The sequence below is a fragment of the Tardiphaga sp. 619_E2_N8_4 genome (genome assembly GCF_051810905.1).
GTDB lineage: Bacteria > Pseudomonadota > Alphaproteobacteria > Rhizobiales > Xanthobacteraceae > Tardiphaga > Tardiphaga robiniae.
In genome coordinates, this window is the sequence record NZ_JBPWQJ010000001.1 from 3019708 (window position 1) to 3040992 (window position 21285).

Annotated in this window: 18 protein-coding genes; 14 read left to right on the forward strand and 4 right to left on the reverse strand. The window is 63.2% G+C overall.

Features of this window, described 5'->3' with window-relative positions; translation table 11 throughout:
• Positions 1–32 precede the first annotated feature (32 nt).
• Genes AB8A23_RS14355 through AB8A23_RS14370 form a run of 4 tightly spaced genes read left to right on the forward strand, consistent with a single transcriptional unit; the run spans position 33 to position 3650 of the window.
• Positions 33–692, forward strand: coding sequence for a class I SAM-dependent methyltransferase (locus AB8A23_RS14355; protein WP_093756645.1), 660 nt, complete (start codon positions 33–35; stop codon positions 690–692).
• A gap of 56 nt (positions 693–748) precedes the next feature.
• Complete coding sequence (locus tag AB8A23_RS14360) at positions 749–1546, forward strand: UDP-2,3-diacylglucosamine diphosphatase (protein ID WP_374725715.1); 798 nt, start codon at positions 749–751, stop codon at positions 1544–1546.
• A gap of 14 nt (positions 1547–1560) precedes the next feature.
• Positions 1561–2610 carry a glycosyltransferase family 4 protein gene (locus AB8A23_RS14365; protein ID WP_439059370.1) on the forward strand — a complete coding sequence of 350 codons (1050 nt, stop codon included), beginning with the start codon at positions 1561–1563 and terminating at the stop codon, positions 2608–2610.
• Between the two features lie 53 nt (positions 2611–2663).
• Entirely contained in the window at positions 2664–3650 is a 987-nt protein-coding gene (locus AB8A23_RS14370) for a threonine ammonia-lyase (protein ID WP_439059369.1), read from the forward strand.
• Between the two features lie 10 nt (positions 3651–3660).
• Here the strand turns inward: AB8A23_RS14370 and AB8A23_RS14375 are convergent, their stop codons facing one another.
• Positions 3661–4911 (reverse strand): hypothetical protein, encoded by a 1251-nt coding sequence (locus tag AB8A23_RS14375; protein WP_439061185.1) that lies wholly within the window; start codon positions 4909–4911, stop codon positions 3661–3663.
• 79 nt (positions 4912–4990) lie between these two features.
• Between AB8A23_RS14375 and AB8A23_RS14380 the strand changes: the two genes are divergently transcribed.
• Entirely contained in the window at positions 4991–6208 is a 1218-nt protein-coding gene (locus tag AB8A23_RS14380) for an MFS transporter (RefSeq protein ID WP_439059367.1), read from the forward strand.
• Here AB8A23_RS14380 and dgcA read toward each other — a convergent pair.
• A complete protein-coding gene (dgcA, locus tag AB8A23_RS14385) occupies positions 6178–7149 on the reverse strand; it encodes an N-acetyl-D-Glu racemase DgcA (RefSeq protein ID WP_231081076.1) in 972 nt (323 codons plus the stop codon). The two genes, AB8A23_RS14380 and dgcA, sit on opposite strands and share 31 nt — an antisense overlap.
• A 253-nt stretch (positions 7150–7402) precedes the next feature.
• On the opposite strand from dgcA, the gene AB8A23_RS14390 reads away from it, so the two are divergent.
• The 5 genes from AB8A23_RS14390 to AB8A23_RS14410 are packed head-to-tail and all read left to right on the forward strand — an operon-like array spanning position 7403 to position 11665.
• Positions 7403–8533: an ABC transporter permease gene (locus AB8A23_RS14390; RefSeq protein ID WP_089265213.1), complete on the forward strand. Its 1131-nt coding sequence runs from the start codon at positions 7403–7405 to the stop codon at positions 8531–8533.
• 5 nt (positions 8534–8538) lie between these two features.
• Positions 8539–9351 carry an ABC transporter ATP-binding protein gene (locus AB8A23_RS14395; protein WP_439059366.1) on the forward strand — a complete coding sequence of 271 codons (813 nt, stop codon included), beginning with the start codon at positions 8539–8541 and terminating at the stop codon, positions 9349–9351.
• 19 nt (positions 9352–9370) lie between these two features.
• Positions 9371–10300, forward strand: coding sequence for an MlaD family protein (locus AB8A23_RS14400; RefSeq protein WP_089265211.1), 930 nt, complete (start codon positions 9371–9373; stop codon positions 10298–10300).
• A 31-nt stretch (positions 10301–10331) separates the two neighbouring features.
• Entirely contained in the window at positions 10332–11207 is an 876-nt protein-coding gene (locus AB8A23_RS14405; RefSeq protein ID WP_439059365.1) for an aldose 1-epimerase family protein, read from the forward strand.
• A 53-nt stretch (positions 11208–11260) separates the two neighbouring features.
• The gene (locus AB8A23_RS14410) at positions 11261–11665 is read left to right on the forward strand and encodes a GFA family protein (RefSeq protein ID WP_093756638.1); all 405 of its coding nucleotides are present in this window, start codon (positions 11261–11263) and stop codon (positions 11663–11665) included.
• A 108-nt stretch (positions 11666–11773) separates the two neighbouring features.
• Here AB8A23_RS14410 and AB8A23_RS14415 read toward each other — a convergent pair whose 3' ends face one another.
• Positions 11774–17188: a hypothetical protein gene (locus AB8A23_RS14415; RefSeq protein WP_439059364.1), complete on the reverse strand. Its 5415-nt coding sequence runs from the start codon at positions 17186–17188 to the stop codon at positions 11774–11776.
• A gap of 303 nt (positions 17189–17491) precedes the next feature.
• Here AB8A23_RS14415 and AB8A23_RS14420 point away from each other — a divergent pair, with 303 nt between their 5' ends.
• Together AB8A23_RS14420 and AB8A23_RS14425 are read left to right on the forward strand one after the other, a co-directional pair.
• On the forward strand, positions 17492–17962 hold the full coding sequence (locus AB8A23_RS14420; RefSeq protein WP_439059363.1) for an Hpt domain-containing protein: 471 nt from the start codon (positions 17492–17494) through the stop codon (positions 17960–17962).
• Between the two features lie 167 nt (positions 17963–18129).
• Positions 18130–18450, forward strand: coding sequence for a 2Fe-2S iron-sulfur cluster-binding protein (locus AB8A23_RS14425; protein ID WP_089265206.1), 321 nt, complete (start codon positions 18130–18132; stop codon positions 18448–18450).
• A 19-nt stretch (positions 18451–18469) separates the two neighbouring features.
• Here AB8A23_RS14425 and AB8A23_RS14430 read toward each other — a convergent pair whose 3' ends face one another.
• On the reverse strand, positions 18470–18922 hold the full coding sequence (locus tag AB8A23_RS14430; protein ID WP_092147107.1) for an acyl-CoA thioesterase: 453 nt from the start codon (positions 18920–18922) through the stop codon (positions 18470–18472).
• A 200-nt stretch (positions 18923–19122) separates the two neighbouring features.
• Here AB8A23_RS14430 and AB8A23_RS14435 point away from each other — a divergent pair, with 200 nt between their 5' ends.
• Both AB8A23_RS14435 and AB8A23_RS14440 read left to right on the forward strand, forming a co-directional pair.
• Complete coding sequence (locus AB8A23_RS14435) at positions 19123–20151, forward strand: NAD(P)/FAD-dependent oxidoreductase (protein WP_439059362.1); 1029 nt, start codon at positions 19123–19125, stop codon at positions 20149–20151.
• A gap of 264 nt (positions 20152–20415) precedes the next feature.
• Positions 20416–21051, forward strand: coding sequence for a DUF2147 domain-containing protein (locus AB8A23_RS14440; protein ID WP_320445024.1), 636 nt, complete (start codon positions 20416–20418; stop codon positions 21049–21051).
• Positions 21052–21285: the final 234 nt, after the last annotated feature.

Below are 21285 nucleotides of genomic sequence, written 5' to 3' on the forward strand. Positions count from 1 at the left end.
GATTCTTCCGGACACGCTGGGCGGAACCTTCGATGACGACGCTGGATCTCGAAAAGTCCATTGTTGAAACGGCCTATGCGCGCTGGGCTCCGATCTATGATGCGGTGTGCGGTCCGGTGATGCTGAAGGGGCGCCGTGCGGCTGCGGAAGCAGCGCGCGCTGTGGGCGGCAAGGTGCTTGAAGTCGGCGTTGGCACCGGCCTGTCATTCGATGACTATGATGCGACAACCGAGATCACCGGTATCGATCTGAGCGCGCCCATGCTCGCCAAGGCGCGCGCCAAGATGGCGACTGGCCGCTATCCATGGGTCAAGGACATCAGAGAGATGGACGCCCATGCGATGACATTTTCTGACGCGACCTTCGACTGTGTTGTAGCCCAGTTCGTGATCACCCTCGTCGAGAATCCCGAGCAGGTGCTGTCGGAATGCCACCGCGTGGTGAAGCCGGGCGGCCGCATCATTCTCGTCAATCATCTGTATTCGGAGACTGGTCTGGCAGCCGCCGTCGAGCGCTGGGCCGCCGTGAAGACCCGTTCCCTCGGTCTGCGCCCGGAATTCCCGTTCGCGCGGCTGCAGGCGTGGTCGCAGGCGAATGCTGAATCGATCCTCGTCGAACGCCGCAAGGTGGCGCCGTTCGGCATCTACACATTGGTTACTTTTGAGCGAACCGCGGCGGCGCTGGCGGCGTAAATCGTCATCGCCGTGTCATGCAAATCAGTTAGCTGCTCGACATGGAAAGAGACGTGATGAGTGAAGGCAACGAAAAGCGCTTTCGCACCTTGTTTATCTCCGACGTCCACCTTGGCGCCCGCGGATCGCAGGCTGACCGGCTGCTGGACTTCCTCCGTACCCATGATGCCGATACCATCTATCTCGTTGGCGACATCGTTGATGGTTGGGCGCTGAAATCCGGCTGGCACTGGCCGCAGTCCCATAACGACTTCGTCCAGAAGATGCTGCGCAAGGTGCGCAAGGGCGCCAAGGTCGTTTATATTCCCGGCAATCACGACGAGTTTCTGCGCAGCTATTACGGCACGCATTTCGGCGGTATCGAGGTCGTCGAGACCGCGACGCATGAAGGCGCGGACGGCAAGAAGTATCTTGTCATCCATGGCGACATTTTCGACCTTGTGGTGCAGAACGCGCGCTGGCTCGCCCATCTCGGCGACAAGGCTTATGACTTCGCGATCCAGATGAATCGTCTGGTCAATGCGTTGCGCAAATTGTTCGGCTTCCCTTACTGGTCGCTGTCGAAATGGGCCAAGATGAAGGTGAAGAACGCCGTCAACTATATCGGCGCGTTCGAAGAGACGCTGGCCGGTGAGGCGCGGCGTCACGGCGCTGACGGCGTGATCTGCGGTCATATCCACTACGCGACGATCCGCGACGAGCACGGTATCCGCTACATGAACTGCGGCGACTGGGTCGAAAGCTGTACGGCGCTGGTCGAACACGAGGATGGCCGCTTCGAGATCATTACCTGGACCGATCCGGTCCGCCGCGGCATGCCGGTGCAGGCGCTTGCACCGGCCAAGGCGGCGTGAAGGATGGCGGCCTGATGCGCATTCTCGTCGCTACCGACGCCTGGCATCCCCAAGTCAACGGTGTCGTACGCACGCTGACAATGATGGCGGAGGCGGCGAAGGGCTTTGGCGTCGATGTGAGTTTTCTCACGCCGGAATCGTTTCGTACGGTCGGGCTGCCGAGCTACGCTGATTTGCGCGTTGCGATCCCGAGCCGCCGCAAGATTGCGCAACTGATCGACGAGGCGAAGCCCGACAATATCCATATCGCCACCGAAGGCCCGATCGGATTTTCGGTGCGTGCCTATTGCCGCCGCCGGAGCATTCCCTTCACCACCAGTTTCCACACGCGCTTTCCCGAATATATCTCGGCGCGTTTTCCGATACCGGAATCCTGGGTCTGGGCCGGCCTGCGCCGCTTCCATGGCGCCAGCTCTGCCGTGATGGCGGCTACGCCAGCGCTCGCGACCGAGCTACGTGGCCGCGGCTTCCGCAATGTCGTGCTGTGGCCGCGCGGCGTCGACGCCAATCTGTTTCATCCGCGGCAGGTCGATCTCGGCAAGCCGAAACCGATTTTCCTCTCGGTTGGCCGCGTCGCCGTCGAGAAGAACCTCGAAGCCTTCCTCGATCTCGACCTGCCGGGTACGAAGGTCGTGGTTGGCGACGGCCCGGCACGTGCCGCGCTCGAAGCGAAATATCCCGAGGCGGTGTTCACGGGCGCGTTGCAGGGAGAAGCTCTGGCCGTTGCCTACGCCTCAGCCGATGTCTTCGTGTTTCCGAGCAAGACCGACACCTATGGTCTCGTCCTGCTCGAGGCGTTGGCGAGCGGCGTGCCGGTGGCAGCCTTCCCGGTGACGGGTCCGAAGGACGTGATCGGCGGGTCGCCGGTCGGTGTGTTGTCGGATGACTTGCGGCAGGCCTGTCTCAAGGCGCTCGAAATCTCGCCGCAAGATTGTCTCAAGTTTGCTGCCGGTCACACCTGGGAAGCGTCGGCACGCGCTTTCGTCAACAATATCAGCCATGTGCGGGCCGAAATCGCCGCCCGTGCACCGTCCGCAGCGAAGCATCCGCGTTTCGCTGCCTGACATGCTCTTTGTATAGCTTGCCCGCCGGTTGTGCCGCGCGATAAAATGCGCGCATGACAAACACCCCATTGCCGATTGCGTCCGCCGATATCGATGCTGCCGCGCGCGTCATCGCCCCTTATGCAGCGCGTACGCCGTTGCTCCGGTCGCCTGCGCTCGATGCGCTGACCGGCGCGAAAGTGTTCCTGAAGCCGGAAGTGCTGCAGCGGACCGGCTCGTTCAAGTTTCGCGGCGCCTTCAACAAGATTTCCTCGATCCCCGAGGGGGAGCGCGGCAGGGGCGTCGTCGCATTCTCGTCCGGCAATCATGCGCAGGGCGTAGCCGCTGCAGCGCAGATCCTCGGCATGAAGGCGACCATCGTGATGCCGTCCGATGCGCCGGTGTCGAAAGTCGAGCGCACCAGGGGTTATGGCGCCGAAGTCGTGCTCTATGATCGCGACAAGGAAGACCGCGAAGCCATCGCCCGCGACATCGCCGGCAAGAGCGGCGCCACGGTCGTGCCGCCCTATGACGATCCGTTCGTGATGGCCGGGCAGGGCACTGTCGGCCGCGAGATCGCCGAAGACATGGCCGCCTTGGGCATCGTGCCGGACATCGTGTCTGCGCAGGCGTCCGGTGGCGGCCTGATCGGCGGCATCGCGACCGCCGTGAAGGCGCGATTCCCCGAGACCTCGATCATCGTCGCAGAGCCCGCGGGCTTTGACGATCACGGCCTCTCATTGCGCGCCGGCAAGCGCGTCGCCCACAGCAATGCGGGGCGAACGATCTGCGACGCTCTGATGGCCCTGACGCCCGGCGAAATCACCTTCGCCGTCAATCAGCATCTGCTGTCGGGGGGCGTCACGGCCACCGACGACGAAGTCCGCAAGGCAATGGCCTTTGCGTTCCGCGACTTGAAGCTGGTGGTCGAGCCCGGTGGCGCCGTGGCGCTGGCTGCGCTGATGCACGGGCGTTTCGACGCGCGCGGCAAGACGGTGGTGATCGTTTTGTCCGGCGGCAATGTCGATGCGGATCTCTACGCCAGGATCATCAACGCCTGAGCTGAAGCGCTTACGAGAAGAACGCGATCTTCTCGGCCTGCGTCATCTTGCGGATCGGCGCCAGCGGGTCCGACGCCGGCGCGTTCGGATCCGCGATCACGCCGCCAGCAATCAGCGCTGCGCCAAGCGACGGCGCGGCGGCTTCCACCTGAGGTACCAGATCCGGCTGCGGCGGCTCGGGTGCCAGTGCAACCTCGGCGATCTGCGCTAGCGTCATCAGATCGGGATTGAGGGCTTCGGGCTCGGCTGGCTGAACAGCGACAGCTTCAACCTGCATCACCTCAGGCTCAAGGTATTGAGGCTCGGCAGGCTGAGGCTCAATAACGTCGGGCTCGCTCAGATCGAGCGCGCCCATCTCTGCGGCGACCATATCGAGGACGGCGAGGTCATGTTCGTCCTCAGCAATCCCTGCCGTTTCAGGCGCCTCCGGGACATCGTCCGCAGCGATAGCCGCGGAGACCTCGGCCATCGTGGCGGCAAGCTCCGCGGTGGCTTCTGCGACAGGCGCGGCCGTTTCAGCGACGGTCTCTGCGGCGACCGTCTCTGCGGGGGCCGGCTGTACAGCGGCGCGCGGCGGTTCGACGCTTGAGATCGTGACCGTTTCAGCGAGTACTTCGCTCGCCTGCGACTTGAACAACGGCGTCACGGATGCTTCGCGCGCCTCTGCGACAACGGGCTCGACCTTTTCGGCAGCCGGAGTCGGTTCGGCCTGCGCAGTCGTCGTCGCGCTGCCATCGACCATCTGCTCGACCCGCTGCATCAGCAAGTCGTAGCTCGCCAGCACATCCTCACGGCCGTTGCCATTGAGAGCCTGCTGGCCAGCCTCGATGGCCTTGACCTGCGTGTCGAGCAGATCGCAGATCCGCGTGTCGGCGCCGCATTCGCGCAGGGTCCAGGCGATCTCGCGGATGATGCGGGTGCCGTTACGGGCGCCGGTCAAAACCTCGTCGGCGTCGACGCGCGGCATCGCTTCGATGGCGCTGGCCTTGGCTTGACGGACGGCAGAACGGATCGCGCCGAGCGCGGCGATCAGGCTGAGCGCCGGCGCCTGCTTCTGGGCGGCGAGATTGGCTTCCAGCCGCGTGACGGCTTCGAGCACTAGGCTGGTATCGGCCGTGCGGTTGCGCTTGGCATATTCGGCGAGAAACCAGCGGCCGCGCGCGGTCTCCATGAAGGCTTCGCGGATCGCGTCATAGTCTGCCTCGCCCGGCAGTGTGGGGCGGGCGGAGATCGGCGACAGGGCAAATGCTTCTTCGGCCATCATGATAACTCGTGGCGCGCACAGGGATGCGCGGTATGTAACCATCTCCACGATCCTGTGGCGAATCGCAGTTCACCTCATGATAGCCGAATCTGCCACCCATAGCGCCCCGCAAATCCGCCGCAAATTCGCGCAGCGGCTGGCGATGTTCTACGGCACCGTGTTCGGCTCCAGCGGCTTCTATCTGCCGTTCTTCCCGGTCTGGCTGAAGGCGATCGGCATCGACCCGACCTGGATCGGCGCCATCCTTGCTGTGCCGTCGATGACGCGCTTCACCACGCTGCCCTTCATCACCGCTTTCGCAGAGCGCCGTCATGCCCTGCGCCAGACGATGATTGTCTGTGCCTTCCTCACCATGATCGGCTTTGCGACAGTAGGCACGCTACGCGAACCGCTCGCCGTGCTCCTGGTGTTCGCGCTGACGGCAGTGGTCTGGACGCCGCTCACGGCGTTGACCGATGGCTATGCGCTGAAAGGCGTGGTGCGCTTCGGCTTCAGTTACGGTCCGCTGCGGCTGTGGGGCTCGGCCGCCTTCGTGGTTGGCGCGCTTGCCTGCGGTCTGGTGGTCAACTGGCTCGACGGTCAGCATCTGATCTGGGTGATTGTTGCAGCGATGGTGCTCTCGGCTGTCGTCAGTCTCGGTCTGCAGCCATTGGGCGCGCCGGTGGGCGACGGCACGGTGCTGTCGAAGGCAAGCGCATTGCTGCGCGATCCCGGCTTCCTCGCGATCGCGATCTCCGCGGCGCTGATCCAGGGCAGCCATGCCGGCTACTACACCTTCGCGTCGATCACCTGGCAGGCGTCCGGCCTCGACGGCCTCACTATCGCGGGTCTGTGGACGCTCGGCGTGCTCGCCGAAATCATTCTGTTCGCAGTGTCGCCACGCCTGACTTTGTCACCTGCAACCATGGTCATCCTTGGTGGCCTTGGCGCATTGCTGCGCTGGACGCTGACCGCGCAAACGCTTCCGCTCCCGATTCTCGTGGTTGTGCAATTGCTGCACGGCGCGACCTACGGTCTGACGCAACTCGGCACAATGGGCCTGTTGCTGCATCACGTGCCGCCGCATGTGATGGCGCGGGCGCAGGGCTACGTCACCGCCTGCACCGGCCTCGTGATGAGCAGCATGGCAGTTCTGTCAGGCGCGATCTATGCGCGTTACGGCGAGGGCGTTTACTACGTGATGGCCGTGCTTGGCCTTGCCGGGGCGACCGTCATATGGTTCGGCCGGCATCGCGCCGGGCAGCCGCCGGGCGTTGCGGGCGATCAGCCCCAGAGTGCCGCGTCGGGCGGATAGACCGTGCTTTCGTCATAGCGCAAACCGCCGTCGCGATCCCCGGCGAGCAATAGCGGGCCATCGAGATCGACGAAGCGTGCATATTGCGCAATCAGCATCGCGGGCGCCATCGCCAGCGACGTCGCCACCATGCAACCGACCATGATGTCGAGATTCATGGCGCGCGCGGCATCGGCCATCGCCAGCGCTTCGGTCAGGCCACCGGCCTTGTCGAGCTTGATATTGATCGCATCATAGCGCCCGCGCAGCGCCTCGAGCGAAGCGAGGCCATGCACGCTCTCGTCGGCGCAGACCATGATCGGCCGATGCACATGCATCAGCGCGTCATCCTTGCCTGCCGGCAACGGCTGCTCGATCAACGTGACGCCGGCGTTATGGCAGGCGTCGAGATTGGCTTTCAGGTTGTCCGGTGTCCACGCCTCATTGGCATCGACGATCAATTCGGATTCCGGTGCAGCCTGGCGCACGGCCGCGATGCGGCTGATGTCGTCATCACTGCCGAGCTTGATCTTCAGCAACGGTCGGTAGGCGGCCTTTGCGGTGGCGGAGGCCATCGCCTCGGGCGTACCAAGCGAGATCGTATAGGCGGTGGTGCAGGCGCGGGGAGCCGGCCGCTGCAGCAAGTCCCAGACGCGCTGGCCCTGGCTCTTGGCTTCAAGATCGAGCAGGGCGCAATCCACGGCGTTACGGGCGGCACCGGCAGGCATGGCCGATTGCAAGGCGTCACGGCCGAGGCCTGCGGCAAATCGGTCCTGCATCGCCAGAATGGCCGCCAGCGTAGCCTCAGGGGTCTCGCCATAGCGCGCATAGGGCACGCATTCGCCGCGGCCGGTTACGCCGCCACGGCTGATCTCGGCGACCACGACGACGGCCTCGGTCTTGGCGCCGCGGCTGATGGTGAAGGCGCCAGCGATCGGCCATTGCTCGATCCGGGCGGTCATTAGGGCGGGGGCAGCGTCGGATGCGGACAATGCGGCGTCTTTCGGGCTGTGCCGGCAACGGCGGGTAATGACGTGTCTATAAGTTTACGTGATCGCCGTGAACTTGTTTGCGACGCAATGCCGGTGTCTGACAGGGCGGATTAAGGCTATATTAACCATAGCAACGTGTTGGCTTCACTTGGCTTCTCAGAAACGTATTTGGGCGTGTTAATACTTTGTTCATGCACAGACTGAACGCCCGCGGGAGCCTGTTTTGAGCGGCCCGACCTTGGAACAGATCGCGAAAGGCGACGGCTTGGCGCTGTGCGCGGCTGGGTCGTGGACGGCGCGTTTTGCCCCCGCGCTCGAAAAACTCGTCGGCGAGGCCGAAAAGCTGACCGGTAGCCGCCCCAACATCTTCATCGACGTGTCGCAGGTCTCCAAGCTGGACACATTCGGCGCCTGGCTGATCGAGCGGTTGCGTCGGGCGCTGACCAATGGCGGCCACGAGGCGCAGATCGCGGGCCTTTCGGCGAATTACGCGACCCTGGTCGACGAGGTCCGCCGCGTGAAGCCCGCGGTCCCGTTACCGGCAAGCGGTAGCGCCCTGACTGCCGTGCTCGATGGCATCGGTCGCAATATCTATGGCATCGGGGAAACCCTCGTCGCGCTGGTCGATATGATCGGTGCCGTGATCGCGGCCTGGTTCCGCGTCTGGCGGCATCCGTCGAAATTCCGGCTCACCTCGGTGGTGCATCACCTGGAGCAGGTGTGCTGGAACGCAGTACCGATCGTGGTCCTGATTACGTTCCTGATCGGCTGTATCGTTGCCCAGCAGGGCCTGTTCCATTTCCGCCGCTTCGGCGCCGACGTCTTCGTGGTCGACATGCTCGGCGTGCTGGTGCTGCGTGAGCTCGGCGTGCTGCTGGTGGCGATCATGGTCGCCGGCCGGTCCGGCAGCGCCTACACAGCCGAACTCGGCTCCATGAAGATGCGCGAGGAGATCGATGCGCTTCGTACCATGGGCTTCGATGCCATCGAAGTTCTGATCCTGCCGCGCATGGTGGCGCTGGTGCTGGCGCTGCCTATTCTCGCATTTCTCGGCGCGATGGCTGCGCTCTATGGCGGTGGTCTGGTCGCCTGGCTCTATGGCGGCGTCGATCCGTCGTCGTTCCTCTCGCGGCTGCGCGAGGCGATTTCGATCAACCACTTCATCGTTGGCATGGTGAAGGCGCCCGTGATGGCCATGGTGATCGGCATCGTGGCCTGCGTCGAAGGCCTGGCCGTGCAGGGCAGCGCGGAGTCGCTGGGGCAGCACACCACATCATCGGTGGTGAAGGGAATCTTCTTCGTGATCGTGATGGATGGCGTATTCGCGATCTTCTTCGCAACGATCGGGATCTGACGGCCATGACCTCGACGACTGCGACGCCCATTACTGAGACGCCGACGGCTGCCGCCTCCAGCTCTGCCGATGCGATCATCAGCGTGCGCGATCTTACCGTGGCATTCGGCAGCCGTCGGGTGCTCGACGGCCTCAACCTGAACGTGGCGCGCGGCGAAATCCTCGGTTTCGTCGGCGCGTCCGGCGCCGGCAAGTCCGTGCTGATGCGCACGATCATTGGCCTCGTCCCAAAGGTCTCCGGCACGATCGAAGTGTTCGGCACCGATCTCGACAGCGGCGACAAGGAACGCCGCGAAGTCGAGCGGCGTTGGGGTATCCTGTTTCAACACGGGGCGCTGTTCTCGTCGCTCAACGTGCGACAGAACATCCAGTTTCCGGTGCGCGAATATCTCAAGGTCTCGGAACGCCTGCTCGACGAGATCACCATGGCCAAGCTTACCATGGTCGGTCTCAAGCCGGAGGTCGCCGATCGCTATCCGTCGGAACTCTCGGGCGGCATGATCAAGCGCGTGGCGCTGGCGCGGGCGCTCGCGCTCGATCCGGAGATCGTGTTCCTGGACGAGCCAACATCGGGTCTCGATCCGATCGGCGCTGGCGATTTCGACGAATTGGTGCGCACGCTGCAGCGAACTTTGGGGCTGACCGTTTTCATGGTAACTCATGATCTCGACAGCCTGCATACAGCCTGCGACCGGATCGCCGTTCTCGGTAATGGCAAGATCATCGCGCAGGGAACGATGGCCGACATGCTGGCCTCGCAGCATCCCTGGCTTCGGGAATATTTCCACGGCAAGCGCGCACGCGCTGTTATCGGCTAGTTGTACTGGAGTTGGTTTGATGGAAACGCGGGCGAACTTCGTCCTGATCGGAATTTTCACGCTGGCGGTGATCGCCGCAGCGTTCGGCTTCGTGTTGTGGTTCCAGAATCTGCATTCGACCACGCAGCGCACGCCGCTGCGCATCATTTTCGAAGGCGCGGCGTCGGGCCTGCGCAACGGCGGCAATGTCAATTTCAATGGTATCCGGGTCGGTGAAGTCGTCTCGGTGAAGCTCGACAATCCCAAGCGCGTCGTTGCGCTGGCGATGGTCGAGAATATCGCGCCCATTCGCAAGGACACGCAGGTCGGCCTGGAATTTCAGGGGCTCACCGGTGTAGCGGCGATCGCGCTGAAGGGCGGCGATGAAGCTGCGCCCGCGGTCCCGCTGGACACCGACGGCGTGCCGGTGCTGACGGCCGATCCGGAACTACTGCGGGATATCTCTGAATCGATCCGGGCAACGCTGAACAACGTCAATCGTCTGGTCGCCGACAATCAGGATACTCTCAAGGGCGCCATGAAGAATGTCGAAACCTTCACGGCGACGCTGGCGAAAAATTCCGAAGTGATCGACGGCATCATGCTGAAGATCGACAGCGTGATGGGCAAAGCCGATGGTGTCATGGGCAAAGCCGACAGCGTCGTTGCGCGAACCGACAATATCCTGCTCGGCCTTGATGCGCTCGCGGGCGGCAAAGACGGCGGCGAACTCACGGCGGCTGTGAAGTCGTTCCATGAGCTGACCGAGAACCTCGACAAGCGCTCGGGTGCTCTGATCCTCGACGGTCGCCGCACGCTCGCCGATATCAGCCGTGCGGTGAACAATCTTGACCGCAACCCGACGCGCCTGTTGTTTGGCGCCAGCAGCGGCACACCCGCGGCTGCGCCTGCACCGGCGGCGCCTCCGGCATCTGTCGCTCCGCCGCGTCGTCGCCAGCAGGCTCAATAGACACCAGTCTGAATATACAGGGAGCGCGCTGATGGAGACCCAAGATAGCTTCACCATCAGCAATGGCCGCGTCACGGCGACGATCAAGGCCGATGGCGCCGAACTCTGCTCATTGAAGGATGCGCATGGGCATGAGGTGCTCTGGCAGGCCGGTGAGGAATGGCCTCGCCACGCGCCGCTGCTGTTTCCGATTGTCGGGAAGCTGAAGGACGATGTGCTGCGCCATCGCGGCCAGGTCTATGCGATGACCCAACACGGCTTTGCGCGCGACCAGCGCTTCAGCTGGACCGGGCAGGGACCTGCATCCTGCGCGCTATCGCTGGCGGACAATGACGCCAGCCGGGCGAAATATCCGTTCGCGTTCCGGCTTGACGTCACCTATGTGATCGAGGGCGATGAACTGGTGATCGGTTATGCCGTCACCAACACTGGCGACGAGATGCTACCGGCCTCGATCGGTGCGCATCCGGCATTTCACTGGCCGCTGAAGGATGGCGCCGACAAGCGCGCGCATACGATCATCTTCTCCGATGCCGAACCGGCGCCGATCCGACGCCTCGAAGGCGGGTTGCTGCTGAAGGAGCCGGAATCGTCACCGGTGCAGGGCGGCGCACTGGCGCTGTCGGAATCGCTGTTCGTGAAGGATGCGATGATCTTCGATCATCTCGCCAGCAGGTCGCTGAGCTATAGCGCGCCTGGCGGACCGACGATCACCTTCGCCTGGGAAGGCTTTCGCGAACTTGGCATCTGGTCGAAACCATCCGGCGCTGCATTCCTCTGCATCGAGCCGTGGTACGGCTATGCCAGCCCGGTGGATTTTGACGGCGAGTTCGCCGACAAGCCGGGCGTGATGCACATCGCGGTGGGCGAGACGCGCAGCTTCACCCAACGCATCGGGTTCGCATAAGGTAACTGTCACGGCCCGTGATCCAGCAGACCGCTGCATCGAGGAGCTCCGTCATGTCGAGAACTGCGTCCTGTTCGTGCGGTCAGCTGTCCATCGTGCTCGAAGGCGAGCCGAGGGGCGTCGGTATATGCCACTGTTTCGCTTGCCAGCGCCGGACCGGCAGCGTCTTTGCCGCGCTCGCGGGCTTCGGGCCAAGTTACAATGTGAGCGGCATCGCGACCGAGTATGTCCGCACAGGGGATCAGGGGGCGCGCTTTCGATTCCGGTTCTGTCCCGTCTGCGGCACCAATCTCTTCCACACCGAAGAAGGATATGAAGCGCGTTCCGTAGCGGTGGCGGTCGGCTGCTTTGCCGATCCCGATTTTCCGCCTCCGGAGATCTCCGTCTATCATTGCCGGCGGCATGCCTGGGTGTCCTTGCCATTCGGCGTCAACATTCACGACAAGGATCCCGCGTGATGACGGCACCGGCCCGGCCCCGCGTCTAGCGCTCCGGCACAACAGCATGCCCAACAAAAAAGCGGAGGCATCGCTGCCTCCGCTTTTCGCGTTCGTATTTAATCTTGCTTAGCCCAGCCGACCCGCTGCATGAGCGAGCAGGGTGTAGACCAGACCCGTTTCCGAGGTCAGATGGCTGCGCAGCGCTGCTGGGCCGCGTTCATCGCGGGCGACTTCGTCAAGCAGGCGTTCGAACTCGGTGATGTAGCGATCCACCGTGCCCTTGAAGTTGCGATCCGACCGATACTTGCGGGCGACTTCATCGAAAGCCTTCTGGCCGGCGGGCGTATAGAGCCGCTTGCTGAAGGCCTTGCTCTCGCCGCGCTGATAGCGATCCCACATTTCAGCGGCGAGCGTCCGATCCATCAAGCGGCCGATGTCGAGCGACAGCGACTCCAGCGGATTGGCCGAGGCTGCAGGCTGCTGCGGAGCCGGTGCGCGGCGCGGCGGCGTGCGATCTTCTTCGACGTGATCGGCGCGGCCGAGCAGATCCGACAACCAGCCGTCACGGCCCTGGTCGGAGTTGGCCGGAGCGACCGACGGCGCTTCGGTGCGACGCGGCGCTGGGCCACCGATATCGGGCATCGGCAAGTTCGTTGCGCTACGGGCAGGCGGCTCCTCGCGGCGCGGGGCCGGACGCGGAGCCTCGTGGCGCGCTTCACTACGGCTGCTGGCGATCGCCATCGCCGGCTCCTCGTCACGCTGCACGCTGGTGGTGCGGCTGGTCGAGACCACGTCGAGGCCGCGGCCATGACGGGCAACGATGCGGTTGAGCTCGGCGAGCGCCTCGATCTGGTCGACGATCACCTTGCGCATCTGCGCAGTGCTCTCGGCGGCTTCCTGCGGCATGTCGAGAACGCCACGGCGCAGTTCGGTGCGGGTGCTCTCGAGCTCGTTGTGCATTTCGGCAGCCATCTGCTTCATGCTGGCGACCATCGACGAGAACTTGTCGGCCGACTGCTTGAACATGGCATCGGCTTCCTGCGTGCCCTGCTGGTAGATTTCGCTCATGGCTTGCGTTGTCGCGCGGCGTTCTTCTTCCGCTGCAGTGCGGACGGCTTCGAACTGCCGGCTGATCGCTGCCGAGCCCTGACCTGCGGTCTCCGCGACGACGCGGGCGATGTCACGGGCACGTTCTTCAGCGGCTGCCAGCGATTCATCGAGCAGGCCGGTGAAGCGGGTGAGGCGCTGATCGAGATCGGTGGTGCGCAGATCGATGGTGGTGACCAGCGATTCCAGCGCCGCCTTGCGTTCGCCGACCGACGACATCGTGGTGCGGTTGCTCTGTTCGACCAGAGCCGCGGCGTCCACGAGGGCATGGCCATGGGTTTCGAACTGGCCCGAGAGTGAGCCGAGATCTTCCAGGGCCTTGGAGGTCTTGGAGGTGAAGACGGTGAGCTGTTCTTCCAGCGTCTGGGTAGCCAGGCCGTTGCGCGACGTCACGTCGTTCATGGTGGACACGAAGTCCGCCACGCGGGTGACCAGAGCGCGCTCCAGCGAGTTGAGATTGTCGTGGGCGCCGGTGAGGACTTCCTGCAGCAGGATGTTGCCTTCACGCAGGCGTTCGAACAGCGCCACGGTATCGGTGCGCAGGATCTTGCTGGTTTCCTGCATTTCCGTGACCGCAGTGATCGAGACCTGACGCGACTGCTCGATGGCGGTGCGCGAGCTCTGCTCGAGATCCTTCAGCGACTTGTTGACCGCACCGGTGGCGAGTTCGCCAGCCGTGGTGATCGCGCGAGCCACGTCCGTGCTGTTGGTGACCATGGTCTGCGAGAAGGTCTGGCCGCGGCTCTCGATCGCCTTGAGCGCGTCGGCGGTGACGCGATCGATATCGACCGTGAGCTGATTGGCCTTGGCGCCCAGCGCATCGACCAGCGAACCGCGCTTGGCGTCGACCATCTGCGACAGACGGTCGGTCTGCTGCTGCACATAGGTGACGATTTCGTCGGTCTTGCCGGTCATCGTGGTGCCGAAGCTGCCCGAAGCGGCGAACACCGACCGCTCGATCTCCGACGAGGTGGTCTTGATCTTGGTGGTGATCTCGTTCGAGGCGGCGACCAGCGAGTTGTGCGCATTCTGCGCACTGGTCTGGATGTTGTCGGTGGTGTTGGCAGTGACGTTCGAGAGCGAACGCTCGATGTCGGCGGAGATCACCTTGATCTGGTTCGCGGCATCCGCCGAGGAGGTTGCCAGCGAGGTCTGCACTTCGCGAGCGCTCGAGAGAATCGCAGCCGCCGTATCGGCGCCGACCGCGGTGAGTGTGCGCTGCACGTCGATGGAGAGCGACTTCACGTGGCTTGATGCCTCGGAAGATGCTGTGACCAGCGTGCTCTGGGCTTCGCGGGCGCCGGCGACGATCGACTCGGCAGTTGCGGTGCCGGCGGTGGTCAGGCTGCGCTCCATGTCGGCCGCGAGGTTGCGGACATGGTTCGACGCTTCGGTCGAGGCGTCGATCAGCGAGGACTGGACGTTGCGCGTGCTGGCCAGGATCGAGTCCGCGCTGGCGGTGCCGGCGGCGATTAGTGTGCGCTCCACGTCGGCCGCAAGGGTGCGGACCTGCTGCGAGGCGTCTGTCGATGCGGCGACCAGTGTGCTCTGCGCGGCGCGGGCGCCGGACAGGACCGAGTCGGCCGTCGCCGTGCCGGCGGCAGTGAGTGTGCGTTCGATATCGGCCGAGAGCGACTGGATCTGGCTGGCAACTTCCGAAGAGGTGGCGACCAGTGTCGACTGGGCGTCGCGAGCACCCGACAGCATCGAGGCTGCCGTGGCGGAGCCGGCCGCGGTGAGGGTGCGTTCGACATCGGCCGACAGCGACTTCACCTGCAGCGAGGCTTCCGAAGACGCATTGACCAGCGTGGCCTGCGCATCGCGGGCGCTGTTGACGATGGCCGTGGCGGCAGTGGTGCCGACGGCGGTCAGCGAGCTCTCGATATCGGACGCCGTCAGCTTCAGCTGCGCGCCGACATCGGTCGAGACCGACACGAGGGATTCCTGCGCGGCGCGGGCGCCAGCCTGAATGGTCTCGCTCGTGTTGACCATGAGATGCGTGAGCGAACGCTCGGCGTCCTCGACATTGGTCTTGATGCCGATCGAGAGTTCTTCGGCGCGGGCCATGAGCGAGTCGCTGGCCGTGCGGCCGGAGGTTTCGATACGGCCGGCAACAGCCTCAATGCGCGAGCCGAGCAGTTCCTCGAACTGTTCGACGCGGGTTTCGATCCCGCCGGCGACGATGCCGATACGACCTTCCATGCCTTCGTGGATCGTCTGGAAGCGCGCAGTGATGGTATCCGCGAACTGCGTGCTGCGGCTGTCGATGGCATCGGTGACGTTGTTGATGCGGCTGTCGATGGCCGTGATCGCCTGCGTCGTGCCTTCCGTGAGAGAGCTCGTGAAGTAGGAAAGGCGGTCGTCGATCGAGTGGATCGCCTGCACGGCGCCTTCCGTGAGCGCGGTCGTCAGGTGGGTCAGGCGGCCGTCGACCGAGCTGACTGCGAGATTCGCGCCTTCGGTCAGGGCGGTGGTCAGATGCGTCAGGCGCGCGTCGACCGACTGGACGGCCTGATTGGCACCTTCCGAGAGCGTCGATGCGAGGTTCTCAAGGCGCGTATCGATGGTCGCGGTGACCGACTGCGCGCGCGCGTCAAACGTTTCTTCAAGGCTCTTGAGACGTCCATCGACGGTCTCGTCGAACGACTTGATCCTGGTGTCGAGCGACGCATCGAGATTGACGACGCGGCCTTCGAATTTGGTCTCGAATTCTGCGAGGCGGGTGTCGAGCGACGACGTGATGCCGCCGACATTGGACGCGACGCGGGTGTCGAAATTATCGACATAGGTCTTCAGCGTTTCCGAGATGTCCTGCGTACGCTGACCCAGGCGATCGACGACTTCGCCGCCGAAGGTCTTCACGGTGCGGTCGAATTCCGAGATGTGCTTGGTGATCAGTGCGCCCAGCGTGCCGCTGTCGCGCGAGAAGCGCTCGGCCAGCTCGCTGCCCTGTTCCTTCACCAGTTCGTCGAAGGCGTTCATCTGCAGGCTGAGGGTGTCGTGCGCGGTTTCGGTCTGGCTCGCGACCTTGGCGACCAGTGCGTTGACGGTGGCGTCGAGGGACTCGCCCGCCTTGTCACCTGACGTGAGGATCTGGTTGGCCAGGCGGTTGCCGGCATCGTCGATCTTGCTGACGAGGTCGCCGCTGCGCAGCTCGAGTTCGAGCAGCAGACTATCGCTGGAATTCTTAAGCGAGTCGTGGACCTGCTCGGTGCGGTCCGACACGCGATCGACGATGGTCGAGGAGCGCTGTTCGAATTCGCTGGTGATGCGGTCGATACGCTCGTTGAGCATTTCGTGGACGCGGTCTGCCAGATCGACGAACTCGTCGTGTACGTGGCCGGTCTTGAAGTTGAGGCTCGTCGTCAGACGCTCGCTGGCGTCGAGCACCGCGCGGGTGGTCTCGGCACTGGCCTCTTCGAGGCGGTCGAGCAGGTCGCCGCCACGCTCGCCGAGCGCGAGGATCATGTTGTCGCCGGCATTGCCGAGCGCACGGGTGATGTGTTCACCGCGCTCTTCGAGGGCGCCGGTGATGCTCTTGGCGACTTCATCGACGCGTGATGCGATGGCGTCCGAAATCAGTGCGATGTCGTGGCGGAGATCGATCTGCACGCCCGAAATGGCGGAGCGAACCTGCTCGGCCTGACCGACCAGGTTGTCGCGCTGATGCGCGATGTCCTGCAGCAGCGCGCGGATGCGGACTTCGTTGTCAGAGTAAGCGCGCTCGAGCGCGGAAACTTCGTTGGCGACGAGGGTTTCGAGTTCGCCGGCACGCGCAATCGCGCGCTCGACGCCGTCGCCCATCGCGGCGACTTCGCGGCGGATCGCCTGGCCGACCGTGACCATCGAGTCGCTGGCCGTGCTTTCGGGCTCGGAGAAGCGGATCGCAACCTGTGCCATCGACTGGGCGATCAGGCGCATTTCCTGGCCGCGCCAGGCGAGGCTGGCGAGGAAGTAAAACAGCAAAATTGGAGCGAACAGCAGCGCAGCAAGGCCAGCCAGAGCCAGCGTGCCGCCGGAGCCCTGACCGATCAGGGCCTGCAGCGACGGCAGGAACGCAACGGTCAACAGGCCTGCGCCGACGATCCACAAGCCGGCGAACAGGGTGGCGAGCGTATAGACGTTGCGGGCGGGGCGGTTCTTCTGCAGCGCCTGCAGGATCTGGCCGATGGTTTCGCGGTCATCGTTTGCGGGACGGCGCGCAAAGCGCTGATCGTCCTGCGGCTCGAAGCTCGGGCGATCATTGGCGATGCGTGCGTCGAAGGCGTTGTCGTCGAGGTCGACGGGGGAAGATGGATTGGTGGGGGCGTTGTCGGCACGGATCGCGGGTTGATCGCGATCGACATGCGCGGGGTCACTGATGTTGAGAGCTTCCTGGATGGCAGAGAGCGCGACTTCGGTCGGATCCTTGGCCTTTTTGGTGTTGTTTGCCATGCTCGTTCCACGCCCCCTGATTACGCAACTGACACAGAAGTCCCCACGATTCGTTCCCGCCTGCAGCATGGCAACTGGCCATGTGCACCCCGCGGGACGAATTTCGGACTGCCGGTCGCTCGGCTTGTCCGCTACTTCCGCAAACATCCTATTGGCTTGGTCGCGCGAATGAAATGGTTCTGGTTAAGACATTCTTAATGATAGTTAACGGCTTCCCCCGGTAACTTCTTGTGGCGCCTCAAATAAACGGAATGGCCCCTCAATCGTGGCGAGTTTGCGTCAAAACTGCGTCAACCCAGCGGATTGTACCTAGAACGTTCCGTTAACCAATTCCGTGTTTGGCTGCAAAAAATCGCAGCCGGATCGTTCGGTTGGCGGGAATTTGGGCCATCATCAATGCCGCTTCACCTCGAACGGGTTCAATGGATGCCGTCACCGCCGCTGGTTCCCGACGACGGACCGATCGATTTCCCCCACCTTCAACGTATGACTATGGGCGATAGCAGCCTGGAACGTGAAGTTCTGGCGATGTTCGCGGCGCAGTCGAGCGAATTGATCGAGAAGATCGTCAAAATGCCGACGGATGCGGCTGAACTCACGCACAAGCTGAAGGGCTCCGCGCAGGCGGTCGGCGCGTTCCGCATCACGGAAGCCGCCGAATGGCTGGAAACGACGCTGCGCGACAGCAGCGATACCGCTGAGGCCCTGATGACGCTCACCGACGCTGTTCTCGAGGCGCGGGCGGAGATCGACGTCCTTCTGAAACGGTCCTGATTCCCAAGGGATCAGCTTTGATCCCAAAAGGGATCGTTTTTGATTCCCCAAAGGGGTCCTGCTTGGCACGGCTTTTCTAGATGACGGTTTTGCTGCGGAGCGCTGGCGCGATCCGGATCGACCCGTTATAGGACAGCCGGTATCTTCCTTTCGGCAGCGCGAGCATCATGGCCAAGATAAACTTTGTCGATCACTCCGGTGAGACCCGCAGCATTGACGCCGAGATCGGCTCCACGGTGATGGAGGCGGCCATTCGCAATGCCATCCCGGGTATCGAAGCCGAATGTGGCGGCGCCTGCGCCTGTGCCACCTGCCACGTCTATGTCGACGAAGCCTGGCAGGAACGCGTCGGTGCGCCGACGCCGATGGAAGAGGACATGCTGGACTTCGGTTACGACATCAAGCCGAACTCCCGGCTGTCGTGCCAGATCAAGATCACCGATGCGCTCGATGGACTTGTCGTGATCACGCCGGAACGCCAGGCCTGAGCTTTCCAAGCCTTGTTATCTACTGCGCGTTCAAGCCGCGCAGCATCCATGGCTGAAACCGGTCGACGACGTCGGGCGGGATCGGCGTTGGTTGACGGCTGGTGAGGCCAACCATCACGGTCGTTGCGATCGCCGAGGCCATGCACTTGCCTTCCGAAAACACGACCTGCGAATAGGTCACCGAGGTCCGGCCGATCTTGGTGACGCCGAGCCCGAGTTCGATCTTGCCGGGCCAGTGCAATTCGGCGCGAAAGTGAATATCGAGCCGCGCCAGCACCCAGCTTTGGCCAGGCGCGATCAGCCCGCACGCCGGGTCCCGCATCAGCAACACGCGGCTGGTCTCGAAATAGCTCGAATACACCGCGTTGTTGACGTGATTGTTCGGATCGAGATCCGCAAAGCGCACATTGTCCGACAGGCGATAGGGATAGTCGTCGAGGACAGGCGCCGGAGCGCGGGCAGGGGCGTTCACGAAATTGATCTCCAGCAATGCTTGGCAGGTTTGCGCCTGTTACAGCGCAGTTGCACAGCCCAGGCAAGGGCGGGGCACATGCTGATTTCAGGCCGAGCCGCTGTGGCTTTCCCCGTGTGGCGCCGCTAGGCTGGACGCAACAGCCGGATGGCGCCAGGCTCTGCGATCTCGCAGGGCTGGTTCAACCGAGACAAAACACTATGGGCGAAACGATCAAGACGGACGTGCTGATCATCGGCGCCGGCCCCTGCGGACTGTTCGCCGTTTTTGAACTTGGTCTGCTCGATATGAAGGTCCACCTCGTCGATATCTTGGACAAGATCGGTGGCCAATGCGCCGAGCTCTATCCTGAAAAACCGATCTACGACATTCCTGCGATTCCGCTGGTCACCGGTCAGGGGCTGACCGAAGCACTGCTGGAGCAGATCAAGCCGTTCCATCCGACCTTTCATCTGAATGAAATGATCGAGACCATCGAGAAGATCGGCGATCCCTTGTTTCGTGTCACGACGGATGCCGGCCAGGTGTTCGAAACCAAGGTGGTGGTGATCTCCGCCGGCGGCGGCTCGTTCCAGCCGAAGCGTCCGCCGGTGCCGGGCATCGAGGCCTATGAAGGCACGTCGGTGTTCTACGCGGTGCGCAAGATGGAGCAATTCCGCGACAAGGATCTGCTGATCGTCGGCGGCGGCGATAGTGCGCTGGACTGGACGCTCAACCTGCATCCGGTCGCGCGGCGCGTCACGCTGTTGCATCGGCGCGATGATTTTCGTGCTGCGCCTCACAGTGTCGAGCAGGTGCGCAAGCTCGTGGCAGCCGGTCAGATGGACCTGCAGATCGGTCAGGTCACAGCGCTCGAAGGCGAGGGAGGCCATCTCACTGGGGCTGTTATCAAGGGCAATGACAACGAAAGTGTCCGGATCGACTGCAATACGATCCTGCCGTTCTTCGGCCTGACCATGAAGCTCGGTCCGGTCGCCAACTGGGGCGTCACGCTGGAGAACAACCTGATCCCGGTGGAGACGGCGTCGTTCGAGACCAACGTGCCCGGCATCTTCGCCATCGGAGATATCAATACGTATCCCGGCAAGCTGAAACTCATCCTGTCCGGCTTCCACGAGGGCGCGCTGATGGCACAGAAGGCGTATCACTACGTCTATCCGGACAAGCGACTGGTGTTTCAGTACACGACGTCCTCCTCGAGCCTGCAGAAGAAGCTCGGCGTTAACTAACTTCGGCTAGTTGTTGGAATCATCTTGTATGACGGAGATGCAAAGGCGGTTCGGATCGCCGGTAACCGCGTCGGGTTCGGTGGGGCAGCTTGTGGCAAAGCTGTGGCCGCTGACACAATCGGACATCCGGGGCGCGATCGGCAATCTTGCAAAAGCCATCAACCGCAGTCACTCTCTCGTCGCGGAAGATTGATAGTCTATGCAATCGGATCGAGTGCGGATACTCGGCGGATGCCTGGACGACGAACTGCAGTGGGGAAGGCGATGGCACAACTTCGATTCCGACGTCTGGCGCTCACAGTCGCTTCAGGTCTGGCCGCATGCGCGATGTTCGCCGGCCCTCTCCGCGCCGCTGAGCCGACTGCTGCCGGGCTCTGGCAGAAGGTCGAGAACAACAAGCCTGTCGTCTGGGTTCTGGTGGTTGATCATGGCGGCGGCGTATTCGAAGGCGCGATCGCCAAGACGTTCCCGAGCCCCGATGACAAGCCGGGCGACGACTTCTGCGGCAAGTGCGTCGATGACCGGAAGGGCCAGCCAGTGCTGGGCATCTCCTTCATCCGCAACATGCAGCAGCAGGGACTGAAATACGAAAACGGCAACATTCTCGATCCGCGCGATGGCAAGGTCTACAAGGCCAAGATGAGCGTCAGCGCCGATGGTCGGGCGCTCACCGTGCGTGGCTATTGGGGCATTGCGCTGCTCGGCAAGGACGAGACCTGGTACCGTCTGCCCGACACCGAAATGGCCTCGCTCGATCCAACCGTGATCGCGAAATATGTGCCGACCCTCGCGGCAGCAGCCGTGAAGCCGCCAACCGTCGGTAATGCCGCCGCGAAGGCCCCCGTCGCGCCGATGAAGAAGGCCAGCAACGTGACCCCGGGTAGCAACGTCGCGCGCTGATCGCCGCCAACTTGATTGTGGCTCCCCCACAAGCGAAGACTGTCCAACACCCCGCATTCTGGAAGCCGACGCCATGGCGCGTCGGCCATTTCGTTGCCAATTCAATCGTGGCGCGCCAGCTTCCAACGTTGCTTGTCGGCTCTCTCCGGACGTCATTCATTTGAATACCGGATCGTAGAAATATGATTCCACGTCTGTTCTTCGCGGCCGGTCGATCGATATCGTGCATCGATT

What these genes read in the sequence shown, in the direction of transcription:
- AB8A23_RS14355 (WP_093756645.1), top strand. Translation starts at nt 33, where the DNA reads ATGACGACGCTGGATCTCGAAAAGTCCATTGTTGAAACGGCCTATGCG.
- AB8A23_RS14370 (WP_439059369.1), top strand. Translation starts at nt 2,664, where the DNA reads ATGACAAACACCCCATTGCCGATTGCGTCCGCCGATATCGATGCTGCC.
- AB8A23_RS14380 (WP_439059367.1), top strand. Translation starts at nt 4,991, where the DNA reads ATGATAGCCGAATCTGCCACCCATAGCGCCCCGCAAATCCGCCGCAAA.
- AB8A23_RS14410 (WP_093756638.1), top strand. Translation starts at nt 11,261, where the DNA reads ATGTCGAGAACTGCGTCCTGTTCGTGCGGTCAGCTGTCCATCGTGCTC.
- AB8A23_RS14415 (WP_439059364.1), bottom strand. Translation starts at nt 17,188, where the DNA reads ATGGCAAACAACACCAAAAAGGCCAAGGATCCGACCGAAGTCGCGCTC.
- AB8A23_RS14395 (WP_439059366.1), top strand. Translation starts at nt 8,539, where the DNA reads ATGACCTCGACGACTGCGACGCCCATTACTGAGACGCCGACGGCTGCC.
- AB8A23_RS14435 (WP_439059362.1), top strand. Translation starts at nt 19,123, where the DNA reads ATGGGCGAAACGATCAAGACGGACGTGCTGATCATCGGCGCCGGCCCC.
- AB8A23_RS14360 (WP_374725715.1), top strand. Translation starts at nt 749, where the DNA reads ATGAGTGAAGGCAACGAAAAGCGCTTTCGCACCTTGTTTATCTCCGAC.
- AB8A23_RS14400 (WP_089265211.1), top strand. Translation starts at nt 9,371, where the DNA reads ATGGAAACGCGGGCGAACTTCGTCCTGATCGGAATTTTCACGCTGGCG.
- AB8A23_RS14375 (WP_439061185.1), bottom strand. Translation starts at nt 4,911, where the DNA reads ATGGCCGAAGAAGCATTTGCCCTGTCGCCGATCTCCGCCCGCCCCACA.
- AB8A23_RS14365 (WP_439059370.1), top strand. Translation starts at nt 1,561, where the DNA reads ATGCGCATTCTCGTCGCTACCGACGCCTGGCATCCCCAAGTCAACGGT.
- AB8A23_RS14425 (WP_089265206.1), top strand. Translation starts at nt 18,130, where the DNA reads ATGGCCAAGATAAACTTTGTCGATCACTCCGGTGAGACCCGCAGCATT.
- dgcA (WP_231081076.1), bottom strand. Translation starts at nt 7,149, where the DNA reads ATGACCGCCCGGATCGAGCAATGGCCGATCGCTGGCGCCTTCACCATC.
- AB8A23_RS14405 (WP_439059365.1), top strand. Translation starts at nt 10,332, where the DNA reads ATGGAGACCCAAGATAGCTTCACCATCAGCAATGGCCGCGTCACGGCG.
- AB8A23_RS14440 (WP_320445024.1), top strand. Translation starts at nt 20,416, where the DNA reads ATGGCACAACTTCGATTCCGACGTCTGGCGCTCACAGTCGCTTCAGGT.